This window comes from Pseudomonas sp. GZD-222 (genome assembly GCF_049310525.1).
In the GTDB taxonomy this organism is placed as follows: Bacteria; Pseudomonadota; Gammaproteobacteria; order Pseudomonadales; family Pseudomonadaceae; genus Aquipseudomonas.
Genome location: NZ_JBMOWO010000054.1, coordinates 55,631 through 81,152 on the forward strand (window position 1 = coordinate 55,631; position 25,522 = coordinate 81,152).

The following is a 25,522-nucleotide window of genomic DNA, read 5'->3' on the forward strand; positions in this document are numbered from 1 at the left end:
TTCGATATATAAGGCGGCTATGGACACGGGGACACGACTCAAACTGGTGCGTGAACGCAACAAACTCTCCCAGCGGGAGCTGGCCCGTCGTAGCGGGCTGACAAACTCGACGATTTCCCAGATCGAGCAAAATCGCGTCAGCCCCTCGGTCAGTTCCCTGAAAAAACTGCTCGAAGGCATTCCCATGTCACTGGCAGAGTTCTTCAGCTTTGACGAGCCGCCGCGCGAAGAGCGTTTCGTCTTCCGCTCCACCGAACAGCCTGACCTGGGCAACAGCGGCCTGCGCATGCTCCTGGTCGGCGCCAGCGTCGAAGGCCGGCAGATGCGCATGCTGCGCGAACTGTACGCCCCGGGTGCCGACTCCGGTGATGAGCCCATCGTTCACTCCGAAGGCGAAGAATGCGGCCTGGTAACCCGTGGCACCATCGAACTGCGCGTGGACGGCCAGGTAAGTGTCCTCAACTCCGGTGACGGCTACTACTTCCCGACCACCCTGCCCCACAGTTTCAAGAACATCGGCCAGGACGAAGCAGAAATCATCAGCGCCAACACCCCGGCAAACTTCTGATCACGCTGACAAGCAGAAGCGGGCTTACTTTTTTGACTGAAAAAATAAGCCGCCAGTGGGAGCGGGCTTGCCCCGCGATGCGATGTGACGGGTATATCGCTATCGCGGGGCAAGTCGAGTCGTCGCACCGCCGCTCCCACCGGTAGTTACCGCCCCTTTGCGCCTACATCCACCCCAACCAGTGCCACCAGGTCGCCGCGAACACCAGCATCAACAGATAGCCGATCACCGTCACCAGAATCCCCACCCGGGCAAACTGCTTGGCATTGAACGTCTCCGTCCCCAGGCAGACCATATTCTGCGGCGCATTGATCGGCAGAATAAACCCGTAACTGACCACAAAGCCCAACGCCATGGTCATCCCCAGGCGACTGAAATCCCCCGGCAAGGTCTGCAGCACTGCGATCAGGATCGGCAACAACGCCGAGGTCAGCGCCGTCGCACTGGCAAACCCCAGATGGATCAGGATCAGAAACGCCGCCAGGATCGCAAACACCCCCAGCGTGCCCAACTGATCCAGTCCGGTATTGGCCACCACCTGCGCGCCCAGCCACTGCCCGGCCTGCGTGGTCAGCAAGGTAGTCCCCAGGCTGATCCCGACCCCGAAAACAATTACTGTGCCCCACGGAATCCGGGCTTGCACATCCTTCCAGGTCATCACCCCGAAGCGCGGCAACAATAGCAACACCAGCCCTGCATAGGTGGTCGAGGTGGTATCGAAGGCGTGCAGCTTGCCCTCGGTGGCCCACGCCAGCAGCAACAGCACCGACACCCCGAGCAGGCGCTTCTGCGCGCCGCTCATGGGCCCAAGCTCGGCCAGCGTCTTGTTCACCGCCTCTTTACCGCCGGGAATGCTGTCACTCTCTGGCGGCAACAGCTTGAGCACGATAACAATCAGTACCGCCGACATGATCACCGCCCAGGGCGCGCCAGCGATCAGCCAGTCGATCCACGACACCCGCGCCCCGAGCATCTTGTCCATAAAACCCACGGTCAGCAGGTTCTGCGCCGCCGCGGTCTGGATACCGATGTTCCAGATGCTGGTGCCCTGGGCGACGATGATCATGATCCCGGCGGCAATGTTGGAGCGCTTGTCGACACCGAATGCAGCGATCACCCCCATCATGATCGGCACCACACAAGCGCTGCGGGCGGTGGCGCTGGGCACCACCAGACTGAGCAGGATCGTCACCACCACCGCGCCGAGCAAAATGCGCCGGGTACTGACCCCGACGCGGGACAGGGTCACCAGGGCGATACGTCGGTCCAGTCCGGTGTGGGTCATCGCCGCGGCAATGAACAAAGCCCCGACCACCAGCGCCAGGGCGCTGTTGGAAAACCCGGTAAGGGCCAGGCTGATGGCCGCCGATGAACCATAGGTCACCGAGGGGTCGGCCACCGTCGGCGCCGTGCCGAGCAGAAACGCCATCAGCGAAGTGATCATGATCGCACTGGCTTCGTACGACACCGCCTCGCTGATCCACACCACCACGGCGAAGGCCAGGATCGCCAGCACTCGATGACCGGCCACCGGCAAGTCGGCGGGTAACGGCAGCAACAGCACGCCAATCAGGGCAGCGATCCCCAACAACAAACCAATCGGAACCTTGACCGGGGTGGATTGCGCACCCGGTGCGCTAGCCGACGAACTCATGAGAATCTCCCTGCAATACATGAATGTTCATGATCAGACGTTTCCTACACGGTCGAACTGATACGCATCAACACCAGGGAAATCGAGCATTGTCAGACAAAATGTAGTGCCAGAAAAAAATCACTACAAAACCTATTGACGCCATTCGTCGGCCCTTGCATGATGAGGCCGTCTCCCCGATCGGGGACACTGGCAAGGGTGTTCCAGGCAGCTCGAAGGATCCATGAGCTGTATGCGGATGGGTACTGCCCAAAAGGCAGCGGGTAAAAGCCCCCAGTTGTGACGCTGCTGTAGCAGCTTTCTTTCAACGCTACATGACGTGCGCCGAGTTTGAACTCAACTACGAATGGTCTAGGGGGCTTTATGATGAATCTGAACAATCAACCGACTGTTGACGAATTGGCCCGGCTGTTCGCCGCGCGCAAAGACACACTCGACAGCCACATCCTCTGGGTATGCGATTCGGGTGAAGTCCACCTGGAAGGCCTGGGGGCCCGCACCGATGAAGCGCAATTCGAGCAGACCACGCCGAACCTGCGCGCGCGGTTGAAGATGTACCGTCGTGGCCAAGGCTATGTCGGCAAGAAAGCCGCCGCCGACACCCAATATGTCGGTCGCGTTCTGCAGACCCTGCAACATGAGTGGGCCGAGCTGCAGAACAAACCAGGCGTAGCGGTGATCGACCGCCTCTGCTAAAAACAACACAACGCAACAGGCAATACATTGAAGCCCGGTCCGTAAGGATCGGGCTTTTTTCATTCACGCCCTACCCGGCTACAATGCCCGCTTTTAGCCAGGAGCCCACGCATGAACAGTCCCGCATTCGGCACCGGCGATGCCTCTTACCAAGCCGCAGGCGGCATCGATGGCCTGCGTCGGCTGGTCGATGATTTCTACCGGTTCATGGATCAGGATCCGGGTGCCCGCACAGTGCGTCAGATGCACCCGGACAACCTCGACAACTCACGGGACAAACTGGCCTGCTTTCTCAGTGGCTGGCTCGGCGGTCCGGCGCTGTTCAGTGAGCGCTATGGGTCGATCGCCATTCCGGCCTTCCATGCCCAATGGCCGATCGATGAAGCCCATAGTGAAATCTGGTTGAGTTGCATGGCGCAGGCCATCGCCCTGCAAGGTTACTCAGCGGAGTTTGCCGAGTACCTGTTACGCCAGCTGCGTGTGCCGGCCCAGCGCATTGTCCAGGCCAGCCGCAACCGCCACCCTCAGGCCTGACGCCGCAACGGCGCCTGCTCCACGGGGAAGTCTCCGGTGAGCAGCGCTCTGGCGCGGTTCACGCCCCAGACCATGGCGCGGCTCATGGTCTCGCCCGGACGGCTCTGGTAGTACTCCTCCACCATCGCCTTGCCATGACTGGCGTAAACGCCGAGGAACAACTGCGTGGCGCCGGTGCGCGATAACCTGACCTGTACATCGATGTTGGTGCCGTCACTGAGCAGTTCGTCGTGGCTGCGGCTGTGCAGTTGTGCATCCGCCCACTCCCAGTATGTTTCTTCCCTGATCCGCATCGATTACCCCCTGTAGTGATAGCAGCCGGACAAGTAAGACACACAAGCGCGCTTCAGGCGAGCGCCCATGCCTCAACCGTTGAGCAAGGTCAAACAATGCAGAAAAAACCCCGCAACTGAGGGCGGGGTGATGTGAACCGGGTCACTTTTTCACCGGAATCCTGGGCATGAAGCGGCCCTTCTTGGCGCGCTGCAAATGGCTTGGCCGTGCGTGCTCGGCGTCATCCCGGGTCATGTGGGCAAAGCCCAGGCGGAAAGCCGCCTGACCGCAGCGTACCTGGCTGTTGATCGGAAATTCGTCGCCGTTGTCCTCGAAATAGGATTCGAACATGCCCTGTCTCCCTCTGACAGTGGGCCGATACCGGCAAGCAGATGATTGCCCAGGAAGTACCGGACCAAGTGATTCTGAGACTAGCCGGTCATTTATGGACCGGACAGGCAAAAAAACAAAAAGCCCGACCAATGGCCGGGCTATTTTGTCGCACCTGAAGGCTTACCTGAGTTTGACCGCGGTGCCTGTGACGAATACCACCACCATCCCGCCGCGGGCCGACGGCATGCTGATCTCGTAATCCAGGCCTATCACGGCGTCGGCTTGCAGGCTCCTGGCGCGGGCCTTGATTTCGTCGGTGGCTTGTTCGCGGGCTTCTTTCAAGGCGCTTTCCAGAGTTTGCGAACGGCCACCGAAAAAGTCGCGAAAGCTGGCGAACACGTCGCGCACCACGTTGATGCCCTGGACCGACTCGGCGCTGACCACGTCCAGGTAGGCGGCGATTTGCCGACCTTCGACAGTGCCTGTGGTGGTGATGATCATGTTGCTCTCCTTCGCTCTTGCAGGTTGTACGCCACGGACTGTACAGGCCGCGGCAAAAGAAGAGGATGGTAACAAAAGCCGCAACGCGTCCACCGGCTATTTATCCAAGCATAAGTTTGTGTAATACAGAAGGCGCACCTAGACTGTCAGCCACTGACACCACCTTGCGAAGGAGCCGCGCATGTCGTCCACCTCAACACCCCCGAATGCTTCATGGGCCGAATTGCTGAAGGGACGCAATGCCCTGCGTTCAATTGCCCTGGCCGGTGGCGTGGCACTGCATGCGATCAACGTCTACATCGTCACCACGATCCTGCCAACGGTGATCGCCGATATCGGCGGGTTGGCCTTTTATGCCTGGAGCACCACGCTGTTCGTGGCCACCTCGATCATCGGCTCGACCCTCTCGGCACGCCTGCTCGAACGCCTCGGCCCGAGGCGCGCGTTCCTCCTGGCACTGGCCATTTTCGCAGCGGGATCAGCCCTCTGCGCCGCCGCCCCGAGCATGCCGGTGCTGCTGGCCGGGCGCAGCGTCCAGGGCTTGGGCGGCGGCATCCTGTTTGCCCTGAGCTATGCCCTGATCCGCCTGGTATTCGATGAGCGCCTGTGGCCGCGGGCCATGGCCATGGTCTCGGGCATGTGGGGGCTGGCAACGCTCTGCGGTCCTGCCATCGGCGGCATGTTCGCCGAAGGCGGGCATTGGCGCTGGGCGTTCTGGACCTTGCTGCCGGTGGTGGGGTTGCTGGCCGTTATCGTCATCAGCCAACTGGGCAACACCCTCACCCACGCCGCTACGCGCACTCGCCCGCCCTATGGCTTGATCGCTTGCCTGGTGCTCTCGGTGCTGGCTATCTCGGCAGCGAGCCTGTCGAGCAACCTGCTGTGGAATCTGTTCGGCATTGTCGTGGGCCTTGTCATCGCCGTGGTGATCGCGCGCCTGGATCGAGATCCCGAACGCCGCCTGTTGCCCACCGGTGCCTACTCGCTGGGCAGCCGCCTGGGTGTGCTGTACGCGGTCATGTGCCTGTTGATAGCGGCGATGACCACGGAGATTTTCGTGCCCTATTTTCTCCAGCAGATCCATGGCCTTGGCCCCCTCGCCGCGGGTTACATGACCGCCGCCATGGCCGCTGGCTGGACCCTCGCCGCCCTGATCAGCGCCAGTCGCACGGGTGAAGCCGCCGAGCGCCTGATCCGCTTGGGGCCGGCGGTGATCGTCGCGGCGATGCTGGCGCTGGCACTGATGACCGCGCAAACGCACTGGCTGACCAGCGCAATCGGCGTTGGCAGTTACTGCCTGGCCCTGGCCGGGGTCGGTCTGGGCATTGGCCTTGGCTGGCCGCACCTGTTGACGCGGGTACTGAGCGCCGCACGCCCCGGCGAAGAAAACCTGGCCTCGGCGTCGATCACCACGGTGCAGTTATATGCCACCGCCCTCGCTGCAGCACTGGCCGGGCTGGTCAGCAACAGTGCCGGATTGGTTGACCCCGGTGGCGTGATCGGAGCTCAACATGCGGCCATGTGGCTGTTCGGCGTGTTCGCGCTGGCGCCGCTGCTGACGCTGCTCCTGGTCCGGCGCATCACCGGCGCCAAGGCCCTTGCCCTGGCCTGATACCCTACGCCGAGCGGCTTTTTCAGCGCTCATTCACTACAATCCGGACCCTTCCACCTGTATGGCGACCGCCTCTACATGACCCCGACTGCCACTGACGCCAGCAACTCCACTGCCGAGCGCATCCTGTTTCTGCTCAAGACCCGCGGCGCGCTGAAGACCACCGAGCTGGCCGCTCTGCTGCAGATCAGCTTCGAGGCCGCGCGCCAGCACATCCAGAAACTGCAGGCTGCCGAGCTGATCAGTGGCATCAGTGCGTCGGCCAACGGTGCAGGCCGTCCCTCACAGAAATGGTTGCTGACTGAGACTGCGCAACGGCGCTTTCCGGATGCTCATAGCGTGCTCACCCTGCAACTGATCGAGAGTGTCGAGGAGGTGTTTGGTACCGACGGTGTCGAGCAACTGATTCAGCGTATGGAAACCACCAACCGTAACGAGTACCAACAGGCCTGCAGGCAACTGCACAGCCTGGAAGACAAGGTGCGCACCCTGGTGCAATTGCGCGAACAGGCCGGCTACATGGCCGAAACGCAGGCCAGCGACAACGGCTGGCTGATCATCGAGAACCACTGCCCGATCTGCGTCGCTGCCAGCCGCTGCCAGGGCTTCTGCCGTTCGGAGCTGCAGGTTTTTCAGGCAGTGCTTGGCGAGCAGGCGCTGGTAGAGCGCTGCGAGCATCTGCTTTCAGGCCAGCGGCGCTGTGTGTATCGGGTCACTCCCCGGTAATCGCCCGATAGACGAAACTTATCAAATGGTCACTACAAGCAATTTGACGCGTCAGCTCCTTCTCCCTACCCTCGATAAGATCACCCATCAGGTTTAGCGAGAGGCAGTCGCCACCGTGAGTTCACGCGACACAACGCTGGTCGACAGTTTCAGTCGAACAATCGATTACCTGCGCATGTCGGTGACTGATCGCTGCGATTTCCGTTGCGTCTACTGCATGGCCGAAGACATGCAGTTTCTTCCGCGCCAGCGCATTCTCACCCTCGAAGAGCTGTACCAGGTGGCCGAGCGCTTCGTCGCCATGGGCACCCGCAAGATCCGCCTGACCGGGGGTGAGCCGCTGGTGCGCAAAGGCATTGTCGAACTCTGCGCACGGGTCGCCGCCTTACCGGGCTTGCGCGAGCTGTGCATGACCAGCAACGGCTCGCAACTGGGACGCCTGGCCGCGCCGCTGTTCGATGCCGGGCTGTCGCGCCTGAACATCAGCCTCGACAGCCTCGACCCGCAACGCTTCAAGGCCCTCACCCGCACCGGTGATCTGCACCAGGTCATCGCCGGCATCGACGCGGCCCGCGCTGCAGGCTTTCGCCGGACCAAACTCAATTGCGTGGTGCTCAAAGACCGCAACGACCACGAAATCAATGACCTGGTGCGCTTTGCCATCGAGCGCGAACTGGACATTTCCTTTATTGAAGAGATGCCCCTGGGCGTCATCAGCGAGCACCAGCGCAGCGAATCCTACTGCTCCAGCGATGAAGTGCGCGCGCGCATCGGCGAACAGTTCACCCTGATCGAGTCGGCCGAATCCACCCAGGGTCCTTCGCGTTACTGGCGTGTCGCCGAAGCGCCGCAGATCCGCATCGGCTTCATCTCGCCCCATAGCCATAACTTCTGCGACAGCTGCAATCGTGTGCGGCTGACGGTCGAAGGCCGCTTGCTGCTGTGCCTGGGCAACGAGCACTCCAGCGACCTCAAGCAAGTGCTGCGCGCCCACCCCGGCAACAACGAGCGCCTGGACAAGGCGATTCGCGACGCCATCGCGCTCAAGCCCCACCGTCATCACTTCGACGTGCATGGCGAGGTGCAGATCCTGCGCTTCATGAACATGACCGGCGGCTAGCCAACCGCGCTTGCCCCCTGCCCCGTCCTCTGAATGACCGCTGAAAAGTGACCGCCCGAGTGAGCGGCGCAATTTCCGCACACCCACTTGACTGTATTTGTATATACATGCTCATATCTGTGAACGTTGCCGCCCCTGCGTCCGGCCGGCGACTCGACCGCTCGACAACAACAATATGCGGAGATCCACAGCAATGACTCAGGCCAGCGCCTCGCGCAGCAAGCCCCTGATCGAGCGCCGCTCGATCGACTACATCCCGGAGAACGAGCGACACGGACGCCTCTACAGCCAGTTCACCTTGTGGCTGGGTGCCAACCTGCAGATCACCGCAATCGTCACCGGGGCCCTGGCCGTGGTGCTCGGGGGTGACGTGTTCTGGTCGCTGATCGGTTTGCTGATCGGCCAGCTGGTCGGCGGTGCGGTCATGGCCCTGCATGCCGCCCAAGGGCCAAAGCTGGGGCTGCCGCAGATGATCTCCAGCCGCGTGCAGTTCGGGGTCTATGGCGCGGCCATCCCGATTGCCCTGGTATGCCTGATGTACCTGGGTTTCACTGCTACCGGCACGGTACTGTCGGGCCAGGCCATCGGCCAGTTGCTCAGCGTCAGCGACAGTACCGGGATCCTGATCTTCGCCGGGGTGATCGTCCTGGCCACGGTGTTCGGCTATCGCATGATCCACTGGATCGGCCGCATCGCCAGCGTGCTCGGCATCATCGCTTTCGTCTACCTGTTCAGCCGCATCCTGGTCATCAGTGACATCGGCCAGCTCCTGGAAAACCGCCATTTCACCTGGGCATCGTTCCTGTTGGCGGTATCGCTGTCAGCCTCCTGGCAGATCTCCTTCGGGCCGTATGTAGCGGACTATTCGCGCTACCTGCCGAGCCGCACTTCGTCATTCAAGACCTTCCTGGCCGCCGGCCTTGGCTCGGTGGTGGGTGCCCAGGCATCGATGGTCCTCGGCGTGTTTGCCGCTGCCATTGCCAACGGCCAGTTTTCCGGCCGTGAAGTGGCCTACATTGTCGGCCTGGGTGGCACCGGTGCCACCGCCGCGCTGCTGTATTTCAGCATTGCCTTTGGCAAGGTGACCATTTCTACCCTCAACTCCTACGGCAGCTTCATGTGCATCGCCACGATCATCAGTGGCTTTCGTGGACACATCGAAGTCAGCCGTCGCCAGCGCCTGGTCTTCGTCCTTGCGATTGTCGGTGCCGCGACCCTGATCGCCCTGCTCGGCCAGCACTCGTTCCTCACCGCGTTCAAGTCGTTCATCCTGTTCCTGCTGACCTTCTTCGTGCCCTGGAGCGCGGTCAACCTGGTGGACTACTACTTCATCACCAAAGAGCGCTATGACGTACCTGCGCTGTCCGATCCCAAAGGCCGTTACGGTCGCTGGAACATGCCAGGCATCATCGTCTACACCATTGGCGTGCTGATCCAGATGCCGTTCATTTCCACCAAGCTCTACACCGGCCCGATGGTTGCCCACCTGGGCGGTGTCGATGTGTCGTGGATCATCGGCCTGGTGGTACCGAGCGTGCTGTATTACCTGGTGGCCCGTGGCAAGGCCGCCCAGGCACCGGCCCGGATGATCCTGCCGGAAGCCGTCAAACCCTGAGCGGATAGCAGCACTTGCCCACCGTCTTGACGGTGGGCAAGCACCGTTCGGCGCCCAAACCAATAACGACATATTTTTATGCTGTAATTGATCTTGTAGGCCACTTCACCCGTCGAGGGTACTGCCATGAAGATCAGATTGCCGGTTGTGCTGCTGCTTGCAGCCTTGTGTGCGCTTCCCAGCTTGAGCCCTGCGGCTCAAACCCCTCCCCCTCAAGCCGAATCCGCCGCCCTGACTACCCGCCTGGCCCTGCGTGATCTGTGGGTCGAGCATATGTTCTGGATTCGCAATTACGCCATCGCCAATCAGGCCGGAAATCGCCAAGCAGCGGATGTCGCCAGTCAGGAGGTGGTCAGCAATGCCACCGCGATTGCCAACAGCATCGCCCCGCTTTACGGCCAGCCTGCCGCCGACCAGCTGTTGAAACTGCTCGGCGGTCACTGGGGTGCGGTCAAGCAATACAGTGACGCCAGTGTCAGCCAGTCGGCGTCCGGCAAACAGGCGGCGGTCAATGACCTGACCAACAATGCCAAGGCGCTGGCGAAGTTCCTCGCCACGGCCAACCCGAACTTGCCGGAGGCAACGCTCAACACCCTGCTGGCCGCCCATGGCGGGCACCATATCGCGCAGATCGACGAACTCGGGAAAAAGGATTACAAGGCAGAAGCCGCCACCTGGAAACACATGCGCGAGCATATCCTCGGTTTGGCCGACGCCTTGACGGCAGCGTTGGTCAAACAGTTCCCGGACAAGTTCTGAGCGAGGTTCATTGATGTTCGAAGGCCTGGGACGTACCCAACAGGATCTGCTTTCGGCCTTGCTGTACCGGGCCGCCGGCATGAGCATCGAAGAACTGGCCAGCCAGCTGGCGGTCACCCGCACGGCGGTGCGCCAGCACCTGGCTGCGCTGGAACGGGACGCTCTGGTGGTGCGCGGCGATCTGCGCGCCACCGGCCGCCGCCCGGAGCAGTTGTACCGGCTCAGCGAGCACGGCAGGGAGTTGTTCCCACGCCACTATCACCTGCTGGCCAACCTGCTGATTGATGAAGTGGCCAGCCTGATCGGCCATGAGGCCCTGGTGAAGCTGATGCGCAGTCTGGGTGAGAAAATGGCCGCAGACCTGAGCGCTACCCGCCTGGATGAGCAGCAGATCGCTGCCCATATGAAAGTGGTGGGTTATGAATCCGAAGTGTTTTTCCGCTCCGGTGAGCCGGCGCAAATTGTCGCCCATAACTGTGTGTTCCATCAGCTGGCCGAAGCTCACCCGCAAATCTGTGAGCTCGACCTGGCGCTGATTGGCAGCCTGGGTGGAGGGGACGTGCAGCACCTGGAATGCATGCTGCGCGGTGGACAGGTGTGTCGCTTTCAACTGACGCGCAACACCTCATAGCTTGGCGATCGACACCTCGGTGGATTTCACGAAGGCAATCACTTCACTGCCTACCCGCAATTCCAGCTCGTGCACCGAGCGGGTGGTGATCACCGAGGTGACGATACCCGCCGAGGTCTGCACATCGATTTCCGATACCACCGGCCCTTCGATGATCTCCTTGACCGTGCCCTTGAACTGATTGCGTACGTTGATCGCCTTGATGGTCATGCTCTGCTTCCTCGTTCGGGGTTGCACTGCCGCGCAGTGCTTGAGGTGCAGAGTGCGCTGGATCAAATAAAATTAAAAAGAATAAATATTTACTTAATTAGATCTTTATTGAATATAAAACAGGCATATCGAAAGATCTATAAGTTATTTATTTTAGATTTTTTAGATCATTTAGCATCAGTTCATCTCTCATCGTTCAAGTGAGCGCAGCCTTGCACATCCCCCCCAACACCCCGTTGCAGACAGCTCGGGCCTTGGCCAGCGAATTTGCCCGCACGGTAGTCGAGCGCGACCGTGAAGGCGGCACCCCAAAAAATGAGCGCGACGCCATTCGCCGCAGTGGCCTGCTGGCCTTGAGCATCCCTCGTGAGTTCGGCGGTCTGGGCGGCAGCTGGACGCAAACCTTCGAGGTGGTGCGCGAATTTGCCCGGGTCGACAGCTCCCTGGCCCATGTCTTCGGCTTTCATCATTTGATGCTGGCCACCGTACGCCTGTTCGCCACCCCGGCGCAGTGGCAACCCTGGTTCGAACTGACCGCGCGTAAAAACTGGTTCTGGGGCAATGCCCTCAACCCGCTGGACGCGCGCACCGTGGTCAAGGATCGCGGCGGCTTTCGCGAGTTCTCCGGCAAGAAAAGCTTCTGCTCCGGCGCCAGCGACTCACAGATGCTGATCGCATCGGCCGTGGACGAAAGCGCTGGCGGCAAGCTGTTGATTGCGGCCATTCCCAGCGGTCGTAGTGGCATCACCTTGCATAACGACTGGAACAACATGGGCCAACGCCAGACCGACAGTGGCAGCGCCACTTTCGAGCGGGTGCGGGTCGAGGAAAGTGACCTGCTGCTCGATCCCGGCCCGCTGAGCACACCCTTTGCCTGCCTGCGACCGTTGATTGCCCAGTTGCATTTCGCCCATGTGTTTCTCGGCATCGCCGAAGGCGCCTTCGAAGAGGCGCGCCATTACGCCCTGACGGAATCGCGGCCGTGGTTCAAGTCGCAGGCTGAGCACAGTAGCGCCGACCCTTATGTGCTCCAGCACTTCGGCGACTTCTGGGTACGCCTGCAAGGCGCCAAGGTGCTGGTCGAACAGGCTGCCAACGCGCTTGATCAAGCCTGGGCCAAAGGCGCGGCATTGACCGCCGAGCAACGCGGGCGCCTGGCCGTGAGCATCGCTACCGCCAAGGTCGCGGCCAACCGCGATGGCCTGGCCATTTGCAGCAAGGTCTTCGAAGTCACCGGTGCACGCGCCACCCAGGCGTCGGTCGGGCTCGACCGCCACTGGCGCAACCTGCGCACCCAGAGCCTGCACGACCCGCTCGACTACAAGCTACACGAACTCGGTGAATGGGCCCTGCGCGGGCAATTGCCGACTCCGACCTTCTACTCATAGTGTGAACCCCATGCAATTGCTCACCCTACCGCCGTCACCGGCCCTGGCCACTTCGATCCGTGCCACCGCACAAGTGTTCGAAGACCCGAAATCCCAGGCCCTGCTGGCGCACCTGCAGCAGGTTGCGCCCAGTGAAGCCAGCGTGCTGATCATCGGCGAGACCGGTACCGGCAAAGAGCTGGTGGCCCGTCACATCCATAACCTCAGCGGACGCCGCGACAAACCATTCGTGGCGGTCAACTGCGGAGCGTTCTCCGAGTCGTTGGTGGAGGCTGAACTGTTCGGCCATGAAAAAGGCGCCTTCACCGGTGCCCTCAGCGCCAAGGCCGGTTGGTTCGAAGAGGCCAATGGCGGCACCTTGTTCCTCGATGAAATCGGCGACCTGCCGATGGCCATCCAGGTCAAATTGCTGCGCGTGCTACAGGAGCGCGAAGTGGTGCGCCTGGGCTCACGCAAAAGCATCCCCATCGATGTAAGGGTACTGGCGGCAACCAACGTGCAGCTGGAAAAAGCCATCAACGCCGGGCATTTTCGCGAGGACCTGTATTACCGCCTGGACGTGGTCAACCTGGAGCTGGTGCCGCTGCGCGAACGCCCCGGCGACATCCTGCCGCTGGTGCGCCACTTCATCCAGGCCTACAGCCAGCGCCTGGGCTATGGCCAGGTCAGCCTCAGCGCGCAAGCCGAGGCGAAGCTGCGCAGCTATGGCTGGCCGGGTAATATTCGCGAGTTGGAAAACGTCATCCATCACACCCTGCTGATCTGCCGTGACGGCGTGATCCGCGAAGAGGACCTGCGCCTGTCGAACATGCGTATCGAACGCGCCGACGACAGCAGCGGCGCTGACGACTCGGCGGAAGGGCTGCTTGAGCGGGCGTTCCAGAAGCTCTTCGAGCAGGCGCCGGGGGCACTGCACGAAAAGGTCGAGGATGCTTTGCTGCGCGCAGCCTACCGCTTCAGTCACCACAATCAGGTACACACAGCCAACCTGCTGGGGTTAAGCCGCAACATCGCCCGCAGCCGTTTGATCAAGATCGGCGAACTGGCGGTCAACCGCCGTCAGCCGGCTGCCAGCTCGCAGGGTGAGCGGATGCTTAACCTGTCGATCTGACTTGTAGGAGCGGATTTACCGGGACGCCGGACCGCCGCGATGGGGCGCGTAGCGGCCCCAAAAATGGGCCAGCTACGCAGGCCATCGCGGCGTTCCGGCGTCCCGGTAAATCAGCTCCTACACAGATCGTCTCAGCGATAGATCTCCCTGCCCGCCTCCGGCGCCAACCGACGAAACACCAGGGCCGAGGCCATGCACACCACCCCGCAGACACCAATCACCGTCGCAATATCGGCCACCCCAACCTGCTGCTCGCCCTTCACACTCATCAGCAGGCTGAGCAACGACGCCGCCATACCCACCGACACGCTCATGGTCAGTTGCGTGGTTGCCGCCGACAAACTGCTGGCACGGCTGTGCAGTTCAGCCGGTACATCGGCGTAAGTCAGCCCGCCCATGGCGCTGAACTGCAGGGAACGGATCAGGCCACTGCAGAACAGAATCAGCACCACCAGCCAGTACGGCGTCTCCAGGTTGAAGGTGGCGCAGGCCAGCAGGCTCAGCCCAGTCAGCAGTGCGTTCAGGCTCAAGGTACGGCGAAAGCCCAGGCGCCTGACGATGCGCACCGCCAGCAGTTTGACCACAAAGGCGCCGACGCCACCGGTAAAGGTCAATAACCCGGCCTGCAACGGGCTCAGGCCAAAGCACAGCTGGAACAGCAGCACCATCAGGAACGGCTGCGCCGCCGTACCCAGGCGAAACAAGGTGCCGCCCCAGAAGTTCACGGCAAAGCTGCGCACCCGCAACGACGAAAAATCCAGCAAGGGCTGAGGGCAACGCCGGGCATGACGCAGGTACAGGACTGCGGCAATGGCACCGACCAGCAGCATCAACAACCCCCAGCGCCGTTCCAGCAAACCATGGCCCAGGGTTTCGAAGCCGAACACCAGGGCGGCCAGGGCGACACTGCTGAGCAGCAGGCCGCGCACATCCAGCGGCTGCTTGCCGACACCGGGATAGTCGGGGATGTAGCGGCGCACCAGGTAGATGCCGAGCAGGCCGATCGGCAGGTTGACCAGGAATATCCATTGCCAGGACAACAGGGTCACCATCAAGCCGCCCAGCGGTGGCCCGAGCATCGGCCCGATCAAGGGTGGAATGGCCAGGAATGACATGTTGCGCAGCAGGTCTTCGCGTGACGACCAGCGCAACAGGATCATCAACCCCACCGGCACCATCATCGCCCCGGCCGCCCCCTGGCACAGCCGCGCCAGACACAGCTGCAGCAACGACCCGGCCAGGGCGCAGGCCAGCGATGCCAGGGTGAACAGCACCATGGCCAGTACGAACAGGCGCCGCGGGCCGAAGCGGTCGGCCGCCCAGCCGCTGACCGGCACCGCCAGCGCGGCGGCGAGCATGTACAGCGACACCACCAGGTTCATGCGCACGCTGGCGACCCCGAACTCAATGGCCATCTGCGGCAAGGCCGTCATCACCACGGTGGCGTCGATCAGCTCCATCAGAAACGCGCAGCCGATAATGATCGGTACCCGTCGTGATTGATTGACCTGTTGCGTCAGCGGCGCTACCTGTAGCGTGCCCAATTCAGAACAGCCCCGAGGTCGGCGGTGGCGTACCGGTCAGTTGCCAGTTGCCCACCGCGGCGGCTTTCCAGTGCCGCGGGTTATGGTTGGCCACGGTGCGGGCGTTTCGCCAATGGCGGTCGAGGTTGTGACTGCGGCCGGTGGTCGAGGCACCGCCGACATCGAAGAGCAATTCAGCGGCCTTGAGCGCGGACTCGGCGGCGATATATTGCGCCTGGGCCACGTCGATGGCGGCCTGATCGACCTGCTGCGGGTCAAGGTCCGCCGCCCAGGCGCGGTCGATCGAAGCAGCGGCGCGCAACACCACTGCTTCGGCGGTAAAGGCACGGGCGGCGATCTCACCCACGCTCAGTTGCACATAGGGATCGTCCACCGAACGGCTAGCGCTGCTGTGTTTGATCGGTCGCGCATGCTCGCGGGCAAAGTGCACGGCATCGTCCAGCGCATTGCGGGCGATACCGGCCTGCACCGTGGCCAGGAACAACTGCAGGAATGGCGTGACGACGGTGCGCTTGCCCTCCTCCACCGTCCGCGTGCGGATCTCGTCGGCATAGACCCGGACGTCATTGAGCCGGGTCGTACCGCTGGCGGTCAGGCGCTGGCCCATGGCGTCGAAATCATCGAGCAGCTCCAGGCCCTGACGGTCCCGTGGCAAGACGAAGGATACCGGCTGCTCGTCTTCATCCAGGGCCACCGCACTGATCCAGTCGGCATACAGCGAGCCGGTGCTGTAGTACTTGCTGCCACTGGCCCGGTAGTGCTCACCGTCACGCACCAGACGCGCACTGATCGCGCCATTGGCGCCGCCCACTTCCCAGCCGGCATTGCCCAGCACTGCCCCTTGCAGGTAGCGGGCGAACCAGCGCTCGCGCTCGGCCTCGGCCCCTTCAGCGCGCGAGGCCAGCAGCCCTTCGACAAAGCCGAAGCCGGGGCGCAGCGCCTGGGCGACGTTGGAATCCACCGAGGCGATGCGCAGCAGCAAGGCAATGACATCGCTGACACTGCCGCCCGATCCACCATGGGCCTGAGGAATACGGCAGGTGTAGAGTCCCGCCTGCGCCACCTGGCGTACTGCTTCATAAGGCAACTGGCGCTCCCGTTCGCGCTGCGCGGCACCGGCAGCGATGAGCGGCAACAGGTTATCGATATTACCCTTGATGTCGTCCAGGTGACGGCGTTCACGGCGTGGTACTGCAGATAAACCAGGCATAAAGCATCCTTGTGTCAGTCAGGCGGATCAGATCGCTAAGCGGAGAAATTCGAAGCTCGTGCGCCGTCCGCTTTCCAGGTGCGGGATGGCGTCGAGCAACGCGCGGGTATAAGGGTGTTGCGGGCGGTCGAAGACATCGCGCACCGGGCCGCTCTCCACCGCCACGCCGTCTTTCATCACCAGCACCTGGTCGCTGACATGGTTGATCACCCCCAGGTCGTGAGAGATGAACAGGCACGCCAGGCCCAGGCGTTGCTTGAGGTCGTCGAGCAGCTCCAGAATCTGTGCCTGCACCGACACGTCGAGGGCCGACACCGGTTCGTCACAGACCAGAATCTGCGGTTGCGCCGCCAATGCCCGGGCAATAGCGATGCGTTGGCGCTGCCCCCCCGACAGCTCGATCGGACGGCGCGACAGGAGGCTTTCGTCGAGGCGCACCAGCTCCAGCAGTTCCAGTGCCCGGGTGCGCCAGCTGGCGCGCAGGTGGCCGGCCACTTCCAACGCCTCGAACAACACACGCTGCACGGTGTAGCGCGGATCGAACGAGCTCAGCGGGTCCTGGAACACCACCTGGATACTGCGCCGCAGCTGACGTTTTTCATCCTCGCCGAGGTTCAGCCAGGGCCGGCCCTTGATGTGGATCTCACCGCTGTCGGGGGTTTCCAGGCCGAGGATCATCCGCGTCAGGGTGGTCTTGCCTGAACCCGACTCGCCGACAATGCCCAGGGTGCGGCCCTTGTACAGCTCCAGTGAAACGCCATCGACCACGGTGCGCCGCTGACCATCCGGGCCCTTGAACGCCTTGGTCAACTGCTGCACCTGCAACAGCGGCGCGCTGATTTCCTTTGCCGGCGCGCTGACCGCCGCCAGCGCGGACTGCTGCGGACGGCGAAAATGCACGGCGGCTCCGGCCTTGAGCAGGTACTGGGTATAGGTGTGTTGCGGGTCCTGCAGCACCGCTTCGACACTGCCTTGCTCAACGATGACACCGTTGTGCATCACCGCCACCCGGTTGGCCAGGCGTGAAACCACCGCCAGGTCATGACTGACAATCAACATCGCGGTGCTGTCGCCACGCAGCGATTCCAGCAGGTTGAGCACCTGCGCCTGGACGGTGGCATCCAGCGCCGTGGTCGGCTCATCGGCAATCAGCAGGCGCGGATTGCAGGCGATCGCCGAGGCGATCAGCGCACGCTGGCGCAGGCCGCCCGACAACTGCCAGGGATACTGACGGGCGCGCAACTCGGGCGCAGGCACGCCCACTTGACGCAACAAGTCGAGTACCCGCGCCTGACGCTGGTCGCGGTTCAACCTGGTGTGCAACTGCAGCGGTTCGGCGATTTCCTTGCCTACCGGGCGCAACGGATCAAGCGACCCTAGCGCGTCCTGCATGACGAAGCCGATTTGCGCACCGCGCACTTGGCGCCAGGCGCGCTCGTCGAACTGGCGCAGGTCCTGCCCCGCGAAGGCCAGGCGCTGGGCCTGAACCTGGGCATGGGCGCCGGTGAGCCCGGCGAGGGTACGCGAGGTGACGCTCTTGCCGGAGCCCGACTCGCCCACCAGCGCCAGGCATTCACCCGCCTGCAGGCTGAAGCTGATGCCCTTGAGCACCGCTGCACCCTGGCCGAAACGGACCTGCAGATCATGGACATCAATCAGCGGCTGCGAGGATTGGGTAAAAGCGTTCATAGGTGTTTACCTTCATTACGGCGCAGCAGTTCACGGCCGATGGCGGTGATCGAAACCACCGTAAGGGTGATCGCCAGGGCTGGCCAGGCCACCAGCCACCAGGCGTTGGCCAGGTAGTTGCGACCGATTGCGAGCATGCCGCCCCACTCCGGCTCAGGCGGTGGCGCGCCGAAGCCGAGAAAGCTCAGTGCCGCTCCGGCAACGATGGTGCTACCGATGCCGATGGTGGCGAGGATCAAAATCGGCTTGATGGCGTTGGGCAGCACATGCCGCCAGATCACCTGACGACGAGGCAAGCCGAGGGTAGTGGCGGCCTCGACATAGCCGGCGCCGCGTACCACCAGGGTCTGCGCCCGCACCAGGCGGGCATAGCGCGGCACACTGGCAATGCCCACGGCGATGATGGTGTTGAGCGTGCCCTGGCCGAAGAAGGTGATGATCACCAGTGCCAGCAGCAGGTCGGGAAACGCCAGCAGCACGTCGACCAGGCGCATCACCGCACCATCGACAAACCGCGGCCCCAGGCCGGCAGCCAGCCCCAGCACTGTCCCCAGCAGCAGCCCCAAAGCCGTGGCACTGAGCCCCAGCACCAGCGACGGGCGCACGGCATGCACCAGACGCGCAAGAATGTCGCGACCGTTCTCGTCGGTGCCCAGCCAGTGCAGACTGCTGGGTGGCTGAAACGCCTGACGCGCACTGGCTTCCAGCGGATCGGCAGACACCAGCCAACCCGGCTGCAGCGCCGCCAGCACCAACAGCACGACAAACACCGCGGCCAGTATCAGCCCGGGCCGCCAGGCCAGTTGCTGCAGGCTGCGGCGCCAGCTGCCGAAGCGTCCTTGAAGGTGAATAGGTGCGGGGCTCGGCACAGCCAGCACCGCTGCTGTTGTATTGATCGGCGCCATCGGGCACCTCCACGGGCTAAAGGTTGTCGTTCACGGCGCCGGATTGGGGAACTGCCGATGGATCTGCTCGATGCGCGCCAAGGCCTGCTCATCGAGCTTCACCTCCAGTGCCCCGAGGTTGTCGGCCAGTTGTTCCAGGCTGGTCTGCCCGGTCAGGGCACTGCTGACAAAGGGCTTGCCGATGACAAACGCCAGCGCCAGCTGTGCCGGGCTCAGCGACAGCTCGGCCGCCAGCGCCACATAGGCGGCAATGGCCTGCTGGGCGCCGGGGCTGTCGTAGCGATTGAAGGTGCGGTACACCGCTGACAGCCGCGAGCCTTCAGGCAAGGCGCCGTTGAGGTACTTGCCGGTCAGTGTGCCGAACGCCAGGGGCGAATAGGCCAACAGGCCCAGCTGTTCACGCTGGCTGAACTCCGACAGACCGCCCTCGTACAAACGGTTGAGCAAGCTGTACGGGTTCTGGATGCTGACAATCCGCGGCAATCCCTGTTCACGGGCTTCACGCAGGAACTCGGCCACACCCCAGGGCGTTTCGTTGGACACACCGATGTGGCGAATCTTGCCCGCTGCCACCTGCTCGGCCAGCACCTGCAAGGTTTCGCCAATGCTCACCGCCTCGGCATCATCGGCGCCATAGGGATACTCGCGCTGGCCGAAAAAGTTGGTGGTGCGATCTGGCCAATGCAACTGGTAAAGGTCCAGGTAGTCGGTCTGCAAACGCTTGAGGCTGCCGTCGAGGGCAGCAACGATGTTGGCCCGGTCATGGCGGCTGCGGCCGTCGCGAATATGCGCGCCGGCACCGGGTTGACGCGCCGGGCCGATGATCTTGCTGGCCAATACCACTTCGCGGCGCCGGCCGCTTTTGGCCAACCAGCTGCCGATGAAGCGCTCGGTGCTGCCCCAGGTCTCGCCATGAGTCGGCGTGGGGTACATCTCGGCGGTGTCGATCAGGTTGATACCGGCTGCCACGGCAGCGTCGAGCTGGCGATGGCTATCGCCTTCGCTGTTCTGGTGGCCCCAGGTCATGCTGCCAAGGCCGAGCACGCTGACCTGGATGTCGCTGTTGCCTAGTGTGCGTTTGATCATGCTGTGTCCGTCTTCGATAGGGGAAAAATCAAACCGCCGCGGCGGCGCGCTGGTACTGACTGGCGGGGTATGGCAGGCCAAGGTGATCGCGCAAGGTGCTGCCCTGATAGTCGTGGCGGAACACCCCGCGCTCTTGCAGCAACGGCACCACCTCATCGACAAACACTTCGACCCCGGACGGGAACATGTCCGGCATGATGTTGAAGCCGTCAGCGGCGCCAGCGCGGAACCAGTGTTCAAGCGTGTCGGCGACCTGTTCGGGAGTGCCGACGATCAGGCGGTGGCCGACCAGAATTCGCCGCGACAGCTCGCGAATGGTCAGGTTCTCGCGGCGCGCCAGGTTCAGCTGAGCTTCAAGAAAGCCATGGGAACCGCGTTCGAAGGCATTGACCGGGCCGATGCGCTCCCAGGGCAACGGTGCGTCCAGCTCCAGTTCGTGCGCCGCCAGACCGACCCGCGCCGCCACCTGGTTGATCAAGCCCTCTTCGCCGTAATAGGCGTTGAGCTCATCGAAGCGCGCCTGGGCTTCAGCCTCGGTACTACCGATTACCGTCGACAGCCCCGGCATGATCTTCAGGTGCTGTGGGTTGCGGCCCCATTGGCGGGCGCGCTGTTTCATCTCCTGGTAGAACGCCTGGCCATCGACCAGAGTGGTCTGGGTGGTGAAAATGGCGTCGGCATACCGCGAGCCCAGGGCCTTGCCGCCTTCGGAGGAGCCCGCCTGAACCAGCACCGGGCGGCCCTGAGGTGAACGCGGCAGGTTCAAGGGCCCCTTGACTGAAAAGTGCTGGCCGACAAAATCGATGCTGTGGACCTTGGACGGGTCGGCAAAACGCCCGCCCTGAGCATCGCCAATCACCGCGTCATCCTCCCAGCTGTCCCAGAGTTTCAAGGTGACGTCGATGAATTCGTCGGCCCGGGCATAACGGTCAACGTGGCGCGGCGCGCCGGCCAGGCCGAAGTTCTGCGCGGCCGCGTCACCGGCATTGGTGACCACGTTCCAGGCCGCACGGCCGCCACTGATATGGTCCAGCGAGCTGAAGCGCCGGGCCAGGTTGAACGGATCGTTGTAACTGCTCGACGCCGTGGCGATCACGCCGATGTGCTGGGTCGCCAGCGCTACAGCGGTGAGCAGCACGGTAGGCTCCAGGCGCCCGGCCGGGTGCTCGGCGATGTCACCGACCAGTGCCGGGCCATCGGCCAGAAAGATCGCATCGAGTTTGCCGCGCTCGGCGATGCGGGCAATGTTGCGGTAGTACTCGACATCCAGGTAGGCATCGGCCGCCACCTCGCCCTTGCGCCAGGCGCTGGCGTGGGCGCCGAAGCCGAGAATGTTCATGCCGATGCTCATCGTTGGGTTGGGCTGGTTCATGGCAACTCCTCAGTGATTGGCTTCAAACGGCGCTGGCTTCATCGCGGGCGCCTGCGTCTTCCTGGTTCGCGTGCTGCGCGTGCAATTCACGCCACGCCGCGCCCGGGCTGACGCCGTTGAGGTAGTAATGGCCGAGGGCACGCTCGCGGAAGATCGCCGGGTTGTGCGACGCCAGGGTGCGGGCGTTGCGCCAGTGCCGGTCCAGGCGTCGGGCCTGGCTGGTGGCCGAGGCGCCGCCGACTTCAAACAACAAGGTGGTGGCTTCGAGCACCTGCTCCAGAACGATCTGCTGCGCCTGGTAGGTGCGGATGTCGGCTTCGACGTAATCGGCTTCAGTGACCGTGCCGTCGAGCTCGGCCTGGTGCACCTGCTGCAACACCTCGGCGACGCCCAGCACCAGAGTCTGGGTGGCATAGGCCAGGCTCGACAGGCGGCCAATCACCCGCTGTACCAGCGGATCGTCCTTGGGGCTTGATTGCCCGGGGATGCCGAACGCGCGGGTACGGCCCCGGACGAATTCCGTGGCATCGCGTTGCACGGCACGGGCAATGCCGGCCAGGGTTGCCAGGTGGAACAATTGATAGAAGGCCGAGAGATACGACTCCGCGCGCAACTCGCCCGGTTTGAAGCGCCGCAATACCTGCTCCGGGGCCACCGCCACCTGGTTGAAGCGGGTGGTACCGCTGCCGCTGAGGCGCTGGCCAAAGCCGTCCCAGTCATCCTCCAGGCTGACGCCAGGGGCCGTGGTCGATACCACGACACTGACAAAATCCTTGTCCTCCATGGCCACGGCCGCCACCCAGTCGGCGTAGATAGCGCCGGTGCAGTAGTACTTCTCGCCCTGCAGCAACCAGCCTGCCTCGGGGGCCTGGGCATCCACCGCACTGAGCTGAACCGTGTTGCCGGTGCTGTCGGTGCGCTCGGCCATGGCCGCGCCCCACAACTGCCCCTCCACCACCTTGGTCAGCCAGTAACGCTGGGAGGCGGCATCGCCACTGGACAACCGGCCTTCGACGAAACCGAAGTGCGCGCGAAAGATCTGCGGCAGGTTGGAGTCGGCTTCGGCGAGGTCGATCAGCAGGCGGAACAACACCGGCAGGCTGACCTGCGCGCCTTGCAACGCTTGCGGTACTCGCAAGGCGCCAAAGCCGGCCTCGCGCAGCCAGGTCACCGGCTCGTGAGCCAGTTCGCGCTGCTGTTCGCGGGCCACAGCGGTCTGCGCGATACGGGCGAACACCGGAGCAAAGCGCGCCTGCAGCTGTGAGTAGTCCAGGCCAGCGCTGGTCGCGGCCAAGGGTGATTTCAGGTCATGGGCACTCATGGCTTGTCCTTGCAAGGGGTCACACGCGGGTACTGCGTGGATCGACCCAGTGGTTGATCAGGTCGACGAGAAAATTGACGACCACATAAATGGCCGCTGCCAGCAGAGTGATCCCCAGCAGCAACGGCATGTCCTTGGTCACGGCGGCGTCGAGCATCAGCCGGCCGATTCCCTGACGGGCAAAGAGCATTTCGATGATTACCGCGCCACCCAGCAGGCTGGCGAAGACAAAGCCCGACAGCGTCACCAGCGACACCAGGGCATGGCGCAAGGCGTGCTTGAGGCGCACGCCGAGCTCCGACATGCCGCGCGCCCGCGCCATGGCGATAAAGGGCTGTTCGAGGATGTCTTCCAGCTCCTGGCGCAGCACCTGAGTCAGCACAGCGGCAATCGGCAAGGCCAGGGCCAGGCTCGGCAGAATCAATGCCTGCCAACTGTTGGAGCCGGACGGCGGGAGCAAATGCCAGCCGAAGGAAAACAGCAGCAACAGGACAATGCCGATCACGAACGAGGGCGCCGATGACAGCACCAGCTCGCTACCCGATACCAGCGAGCGCACCCAGCGCGGCCGGTTGGCACTGAGCACGGCGCAAACCACTGCCAACAGCACCGACAGCAGCGCCGCGGCCAGCGACAACTGCACCGTCGCCCCCAGTTGCGAGGCGATCACCTGCAGCACCGGGCTGCGCAAGCGATACGACTCACCCAGATCACCCTGAGCCAGACGCCCCAGGTACTGGCCGTACTGCACCAGCAGCGGTTGGTCGAGGCCGTACTCGGCACGCACCTGGGCAATCAGTTCGGCGCTGGGCATCGCGTCAGGGCCGCCGAGGATTGCCAGGGCCGGATCGCCGGCACTGAGATTGATGGCCAGAAAGGTCAGGGTCGCTGCGCCCCAGAGCACGCCCAGACCCGCCAATAAACGCCAGGCTATTCGCTGAATGCTGTTCATTTGCTCTCCTGGTCAAGCCAGACGCTGGTGAAAAACGGCGTGTTGTGCGAGGTGTCGAAAATCAGGCCCTTGACCTGTTTGCGGTAGGCCAGCAGCACATGGCTTTCGAACACCGGCACCGCCGGGATGGTCTGCGCCAGGCGCTCCTGGGCGGTGCGATAAAGCTCGGCCAGCGCTGTCGGGTCGGTGGTGAGTCGCGCCGCACTGAGCGCCCGATCCAGCTCGGCATCACGGAAACGCCCGACGTTCTGGCCGATCAGCTTCGCGGTGCTGATCGACTGGCTGTGGTAGAGGATGAACAGGCCATCGGGGGTGTTGGTGTGCCAGTAACCGCCGCCGATGGCCTGAAAATCACTGGCGTAACGGCGTTGGGTGACCTGGGCCAGGGGCAGCAGTTCGATGTCGATCTCGAAGCCGACTTTCTTCAGATCGGACTGGATGGCCACGGCGATGCTGCTCGGATAGGCGGCGGTCTCGTAGGTCAGCAACTGGGCCGCCAGGCGCTGGCCGTTCTTGACCCGATACCCCTGGGCATCGCGCTGCTGCCAGCCGGCCTGGTCGAGAATGCGGTTGGCCGCGGCGACGTCATAAGCCAGGGCATCCTTGAACGCCGGGTCGTAGTAACGGGTGTTGGCGGCGAGAAAATCGCCCTTGGCCAGGTACTCGCCAAAGCCGGTGATCCAGGCCAGGCCATCACGGTCGATGGCCTTGGCCACCGCCCGACGCACTTCAATGTCATCGAAGGGAAAGCGTTCGACGTTGAAGGTCAGGCTGCGAAACGGATTGGCCTTGCGGATGCGGCTACGCAGTTCCAGTTCGGGATTTTCGCGAATCGCCCGGGCGTTCTGGGTCGGGGCATCGACAGTGAAATCCGACTGCCCCGACTCCAGGGTGCTGAAGCGGATCATCGGCTCCGGAACAATGCTCAGCTCCAGCCGGTCGAGATAGGCTTCGCCCTGGTGCCGGGTTACCGGTGGCGCCCAGTTGTAGCCTTGGCGTTTGACGAACGTTGCGCCCTGGTCGCGGGTATAGCGTTCGAGCACGAACGGCCCCGAGCCGATCGGGTGTTCGGCAATACTCTTGGGTGCCTCGATGATCTGCCGCGGCGAAATCATGCTCAGCCAGGACTGCGCCAGCACGTCGAGAAACGGCGAGTAGGGCTCACGCAGATGCGCCTCGAAGGTGTACTCGTCGACGATGCGCCCGTCCACATAGGGTGCGATGTAGGCCGCCGCCAACGGCGATTTGGTCGCCGGGTCACGCATGTGCTCAAGGTTGATCTGTAGCGCCCGGGCGTTGAATTTTTCGCCGTCGCTGAAGGTCACGTCATCGCGCAGGTGAAAGGTGTAGGTCTTGCCGTCGGCAGAGATCTCCCAGGACTTGGCCAGCCATGGCGAGATGTTACCCTGCTCGTCTTGATACAACAGGCAGTCGAACAGGATGCGTCCCAGCCACTGCACGTTGCCGTGGGAAATCGAATGCACGTCCAGCGTGGTGGTGTCCGAGGCCGTGGACACCCGCAAGGTGCCGCCGGACTTACCCGGTGCGTGTTCAAAATAGTCCTGGGCGGCGTAGCTCAGGGTGCCGTTGCTGAGCGTGCCATCGATGGCACTGCCCTGCCCCGGCGCCTGGCTGCCGGCCGGCTTGCAGGCCGCCAGGGCCAGCAAGGCGCCCAGCACCGTCAGGCTGCCGAGCCGTGTGATTACACTCAT

25 protein-coding genes are annotated in these 25,522 nt (G+C 63.1%); 11 read left to right on the forward strand and 14 right to left on the reverse strand.

The window, feature by feature from the left end; all coding sequences use genetic code 11:
* The first annotated feature begins 19 nt into the window (after positions 1-19).
* A complete protein-coding gene (locus ACO6VD_RS10255) occupies positions 20-568 on the forward strand; it encodes a cupin domain-containing protein (protein ID WP_045183137.1) in 549 nt (182 codons plus the stop codon).
* Positions 569-731: 163 nt separating this feature from the next.
* Here ACO6VD_RS10255 and ACO6VD_RS10260 read toward each other — a convergent pair whose 3' ends face one another.
* The gene (locus ACO6VD_RS10260; RefSeq protein ID WP_422418769.1) at positions 732-2,222 is read right to left on the reverse strand and encodes a DASS family sodium-coupled anion symporter; all 1,491 of its coding nucleotides are present in this window, start codon (positions 2,220-2,222) and stop codon (positions 732-734) included.
* 366 nt (positions 2,223-2,588) lie between these two features.
* On the opposite strand from ACO6VD_RS10260, the gene ACO6VD_RS10265 reads away from it, so the two are divergent.
* Both ACO6VD_RS10265 and ACO6VD_RS10270 read left to right on the forward strand, forming a co-directional pair.
* Complete coding sequence (locus tag ACO6VD_RS10265; RefSeq protein ID WP_422418771.1) at positions 2,589-2,918, forward strand: hypothetical protein; 330 nt, start codon at positions 2,589-2,591, stop codon at positions 2,916-2,918.
* 111 nt (positions 2,919-3,029) lie between these two features.
* Positions 3,030-3,452, forward strand: coding sequence for a group II truncated hemoglobin (locus tag ACO6VD_RS10270; protein WP_422418772.1), 423 nt, complete (start codon positions 3,030-3,032; stop codon positions 3,450-3,452).
* Here the strand turns inward: ACO6VD_RS10270 and ACO6VD_RS10275 are convergent.
* The 3 genes from ACO6VD_RS10275 to ACO6VD_RS10285 form a co-directional block, all read right to left on the reverse strand.
* The gene (locus ACO6VD_RS10275; RefSeq protein WP_400171535.1) at positions 3,443-3,745 is read right to left on the reverse strand and encodes a hypothetical protein; all 303 of its coding nucleotides are present in this window, start codon (positions 3,743-3,745) and stop codon (positions 3,443-3,445) included. The genes ACO6VD_RS10270 and ACO6VD_RS10275 overlap by 10 nt on opposite strands.
* A 142-nt stretch (positions 3,746-3,887) precedes the next feature.
* Positions 3,888-4,076, reverse strand: coding sequence for a hypothetical protein (locus ACO6VD_RS10280; RefSeq protein ID WP_422418773.1), 189 nt, complete (start codon positions 4,074-4,076; stop codon positions 3,888-3,890).
* Between the two features lie 162 nt (positions 4,077-4,238).
* Positions 4,239-4,559, reverse strand: coding sequence for a YbjQ family protein (locus tag ACO6VD_RS10285; protein ID WP_400171533.1), 321 nt, complete (start codon positions 4,557-4,559; stop codon positions 4,239-4,241).
* A gap of 181 nt (positions 4,560-4,740) precedes the next feature.
* Here ACO6VD_RS10285 and ACO6VD_RS10290 point away from each other — a divergent pair, with 181 nt between their 5' ends.
* The 6 genes from ACO6VD_RS10290 to ACO6VD_RS10315 all read left to right on the forward strand — a co-directional run bounded on the left by ACO6VD_RS10290 (position 4,741) and on the right by ACO6VD_RS10315 (position 11,022).
* A complete protein-coding gene (locus tag ACO6VD_RS10290) occupies positions 4,741-6,171 on the forward strand; it encodes an MFS transporter (protein ID WP_422418774.1) in 1,431 nt (476 codons plus the stop codon).
* Between the two features lie 78 nt (positions 6,172-6,249).
* The gene (locus ACO6VD_RS10295) at positions 6,250-6,897 is read left to right on the forward strand and encodes a helix-turn-helix transcriptional regulator (RefSeq protein ID WP_422418775.1); all 648 of its coding nucleotides are present in this window, start codon (positions 6,250-6,252) and stop codon (positions 6,895-6,897) included.
* 115 nt (positions 6,898-7,012) lie between these two features.
* On the forward strand, positions 7,013-8,017 hold the full coding sequence (moaA, locus tag ACO6VD_RS10300; RefSeq protein ID WP_422418776.1) for a GTP 3',8-cyclase MoaA: 1,005 nt from the start codon (positions 7,013-7,015) through the stop codon (positions 8,015-8,017).
* Between the two features lie 193 nt (positions 8,018-8,210).
* Entirely contained in the window at positions 8,211-9,632 is a 1,422-nt protein-coding gene (locus ACO6VD_RS10305; protein ID WP_422418777.1) for a purine-cytosine permease family protein, read from the forward strand.
* A 126-nt stretch (positions 9,633-9,758) separates the two neighbouring features.
* Entirely contained in the window at positions 9,759-10,391 is a 633-nt protein-coding gene (locus ACO6VD_RS10310; RefSeq protein ID WP_422418779.1) for a hypothetical protein, read from the forward strand.
* 13 nt (positions 10,392-10,404) lie between these two features.
* Positions 10,405-11,022, forward strand: a complete 618-nt coding sequence (locus ACO6VD_RS10315) for a helix-turn-helix transcriptional regulator (protein WP_422418781.1) — start codon at positions 10,405-10,407, stop codon at positions 11,020-11,022.
* On the opposite strand, the gene ACO6VD_RS10320 is transcribed toward ACO6VD_RS10315, so the two are convergent.
* Complete coding sequence (locus ACO6VD_RS10320; RefSeq protein ID WP_010227092.1) at positions 11,017-11,232, reverse strand: TOBE domain-containing protein; 216 nt, start codon at positions 11,230-11,232, stop codon at positions 11,017-11,019. The genes ACO6VD_RS10315 and ACO6VD_RS10320 overlap by 6 nt on opposite strands.
* 212 nt (positions 11,233-11,444) lie before the next feature.
* On the opposite strand from ACO6VD_RS10320, the gene ACO6VD_RS10325 reads away from it, so the two are divergent.
* Positions 11,445-12,620, forward strand: a complete 1,176-nt coding sequence (locus ACO6VD_RS10325; protein WP_422418783.1) for an acyl-CoA dehydrogenase family protein — start codon at positions 11,445-11,447, stop codon at positions 12,618-12,620.
* Between the two features lie 10 nt (positions 12,621-12,630).
* Entirely contained in the window at positions 12,631-13,731 is a 1,101-nt protein-coding gene (locus tag ACO6VD_RS10330) for a sigma-54 interaction domain-containing protein (RefSeq protein ID WP_422418784.1), read from the forward strand.
* A gap of 131 nt (positions 13,732-13,862) precedes the next feature.
* On the opposite strand, the gene ACO6VD_RS10335 is transcribed toward ACO6VD_RS10330, so the two are convergent.
* From ACO6VD_RS10335 to ACO6VD_RS10375, 9 genes are all read right to left on the reverse strand, one after another.
* A complete protein-coding gene (locus tag ACO6VD_RS10335; protein ID WP_422418834.1) occupies positions 13,863-15,191 on the reverse strand; it encodes an MFS transporter in 1,329 nt (442 codons plus the stop codon).
* Between the two features lie 85 nt (positions 15,192-15,276).
* Positions 15,277-16,485, reverse strand: coding sequence for an acyl-CoA dehydrogenase family protein (locus tag ACO6VD_RS10340; RefSeq protein ID WP_422418785.1), 1,209 nt, complete (start codon positions 16,483-16,485; stop codon positions 15,277-15,279).
* Between the two features lie 27 nt (positions 16,486-16,512).
* Positions 16,513-18,174: a dipeptide ABC transporter ATP-binding protein gene (locus tag ACO6VD_RS10345; protein ID WP_422418786.1), complete on the reverse strand. Its 1,662-nt coding sequence runs from the start codon at positions 18,172-18,174 to the stop codon at positions 16,513-16,515.
* A complete protein-coding gene (locus ACO6VD_RS10350) occupies positions 18,171-19,079 on the reverse strand; it encodes an ABC transporter permease (protein ID WP_422418787.1) in 909 nt (302 codons plus the stop codon). The genes ACO6VD_RS10345 and ACO6VD_RS10350 overlap by 4 nt, the downstream gene beginning before the upstream one ends.
* A gap of 30 nt (positions 19,080-19,109) precedes the next feature.
* Complete coding sequence (locus tag ACO6VD_RS10355; RefSeq protein WP_422418788.1) at positions 19,110-20,165, reverse strand: NADP(H)-dependent aldo-keto reductase; 1,056 nt, start codon at positions 20,163-20,165, stop codon at positions 19,110-19,112.
* 28 nt (positions 20,166-20,193) lie between these two features.
* The gene (locus tag ACO6VD_RS10360) at positions 20,194-21,537 is read right to left on the reverse strand and encodes an LLM class flavin-dependent oxidoreductase (protein ID WP_422418789.1); all 1,344 of its coding nucleotides are present in this window, start codon (positions 21,535-21,537) and stop codon (positions 20,194-20,196) included.
* A 22-nt stretch (positions 21,538-21,559) separates the two neighbouring features.
* Positions 21,560-22,858, reverse strand: coding sequence for an acyl-CoA dehydrogenase family protein (locus ACO6VD_RS10365; RefSeq protein WP_422418790.1), 1,299 nt, complete (start codon positions 22,856-22,858; stop codon positions 21,560-21,562).
* Between the two features lie 19 nt (positions 22,859-22,877).
* A complete protein-coding gene (locus tag ACO6VD_RS10370) occupies positions 22,878-23,810 on the reverse strand; it encodes an ABC transporter permease (RefSeq protein ID WP_422418791.1) in 933 nt (310 codons plus the stop codon).
* Positions 23,807-25,522, reverse strand: a complete 1,716-nt coding sequence (locus ACO6VD_RS10375) for an ABC transporter substrate-binding protein (RefSeq protein ID WP_422418792.1) — start codon at positions 25,520-25,522, stop codon at positions 23,807-23,809. The genes ACO6VD_RS10370 and ACO6VD_RS10375 overlap by 4 nt, the downstream gene beginning before the upstream one ends.

Bases quoted from the DNA above. Each gene is read 5' to 3' on its own strand.
- ACO6VD_RS10350 (WP_422418787.1), bottom strand. From the start codon at position 19,079: ATGGCGCCGATCAATACAACAGCAGCGGTGCTGGCTGTGCCGAGCCCC.
- ACO6VD_RS10370 (WP_422418791.1), bottom strand. From the start codon at position 23,810: ATGAACAGCATTCAGCGAATAGCCTGGCGTTTATTGGCGGGTCTGGGC.
- ACO6VD_RS10280 (WP_422418773.1), bottom strand. From the start codon at position 4,076: ATGTTCGAATCCTATTTCGAGGACAACGGCGACGAATTTCCGATCAAC.
- ACO6VD_RS10345 (WP_422418786.1), bottom strand. From the start codon at position 18,174: ATGAACGCTTTTACCCAATCCTCGCAGCCGCTGATTGATGTCCATGAT.
- ACO6VD_RS10305 (WP_422418777.1), top strand. From the start codon at position 8,211: ATGACTCAGGCCAGCGCCTCGCGCAGCAAGCCCCTGATCGAGCGCCGC.
- ACO6VD_RS10360 (WP_422418789.1), bottom strand. From the start codon at position 21,537: ATGAACCAGCCCAACCCAACGATGAGCATCGGCATGAACATTCTCGGC.
- ACO6VD_RS10315 (WP_422418781.1), top strand. From the start codon at position 10,405: ATGTTCGAAGGCCTGGGACGTACCCAACAGGATCTGCTTTCGGCCTTG.
- ACO6VD_RS10320 (WP_010227092.1), bottom strand. From the start codon at position 11,232: ATGACCATCAAGGCGATCAACGTACGCAATCAGTTCAAGGGCACGGTC.
- ACO6VD_RS10375 (WP_422418792.1), bottom strand. From the start codon at position 25,522: ATGAGTGTAATCACACGGCTCGGCAGCCTGACGGTGCTGGGCGCCTTG.
- ACO6VD_RS10335 (WP_422418834.1), bottom strand. From the start codon at position 15,191: ATGGAGCTGATCGACGCCACCGTGGTGATGACGGCCTTGCCGCAGATG.
- ACO6VD_RS10285 (WP_400171533.1), bottom strand. From the start codon at position 4,559: ATGATCATCACCACCACAGGCACTGTCGAAGGTCGGCAAATCGCCGCC.
- ACO6VD_RS10330 (WP_422418784.1), top strand. From the start codon at position 12,631: ATGCAATTGCTCACCCTACCGCCGTCACCGGCCCTGGCCACTTCGATC.
- ACO6VD_RS10255 (WP_045183137.1), top strand. From the start codon at position 20: ATGGACACGGGGACACGACTCAAACTGGTGCGTGAACGCAACAAACTC.
- ACO6VD_RS10365 (WP_422418790.1), bottom strand. From the start codon at position 22,858: ATGAGTGCCCATGACCTGAAATCACCCTTGGCCGCGACCAGCGCTGGC.
- ACO6VD_RS10295 (WP_422418775.1), top strand. From the start codon at position 6,250: ATGACCCCGACTGCCACTGACGCCAGCAACTCCACTGCCGAGCGCATC.
- ACO6VD_RS10355 (WP_422418788.1), bottom strand. From the start codon at position 20,165: ATGATCAAACGCACACTAGGCAACAGCGACATCCAGGTCAGCGTGCTC.
- ACO6VD_RS10275 (WP_400171535.1), bottom strand. From the start codon at position 3,745: ATGCGGATCAGGGAAGAAACATACTGGGAGTGGGCGGATGCACAACTG.
- ACO6VD_RS10270 (WP_422418772.1), top strand. From the start codon at position 3,030: ATGAACAGTCCCGCATTCGGCACCGGCGATGCCTCTTACCAAGCCGCA.
- ACO6VD_RS10310 (WP_422418779.1), top strand. From the start codon at position 9,759: ATGAAGATCAGATTGCCGGTTGTGCTGCTGCTTGCAGCCTTGTGTGCG.
- ACO6VD_RS10265 (WP_422418771.1), top strand. From the start codon at position 2,589: ATGAATCTGAACAATCAACCGACTGTTGACGAATTGGCCCGGCTGTTC.
- ACO6VD_RS10340 (WP_422418785.1), bottom strand. From the start codon at position 16,485: ATGCCTGGTTTATCTGCAGTACCACGCCGTGAACGCCGTCACCTGGAC.
- ACO6VD_RS10260 (WP_422418769.1), bottom strand. From the start codon at position 2,222: ATGAGTTCGTCGGCTAGCGCACCGGGTGCGCAATCCACCCCGGTCAAG.
- ACO6VD_RS10290 (WP_422418774.1), top strand. From the start codon at position 4,741: ATGTCGTCCACCTCAACACCCCCGAATGCTTCATGGGCCGAATTGCTG.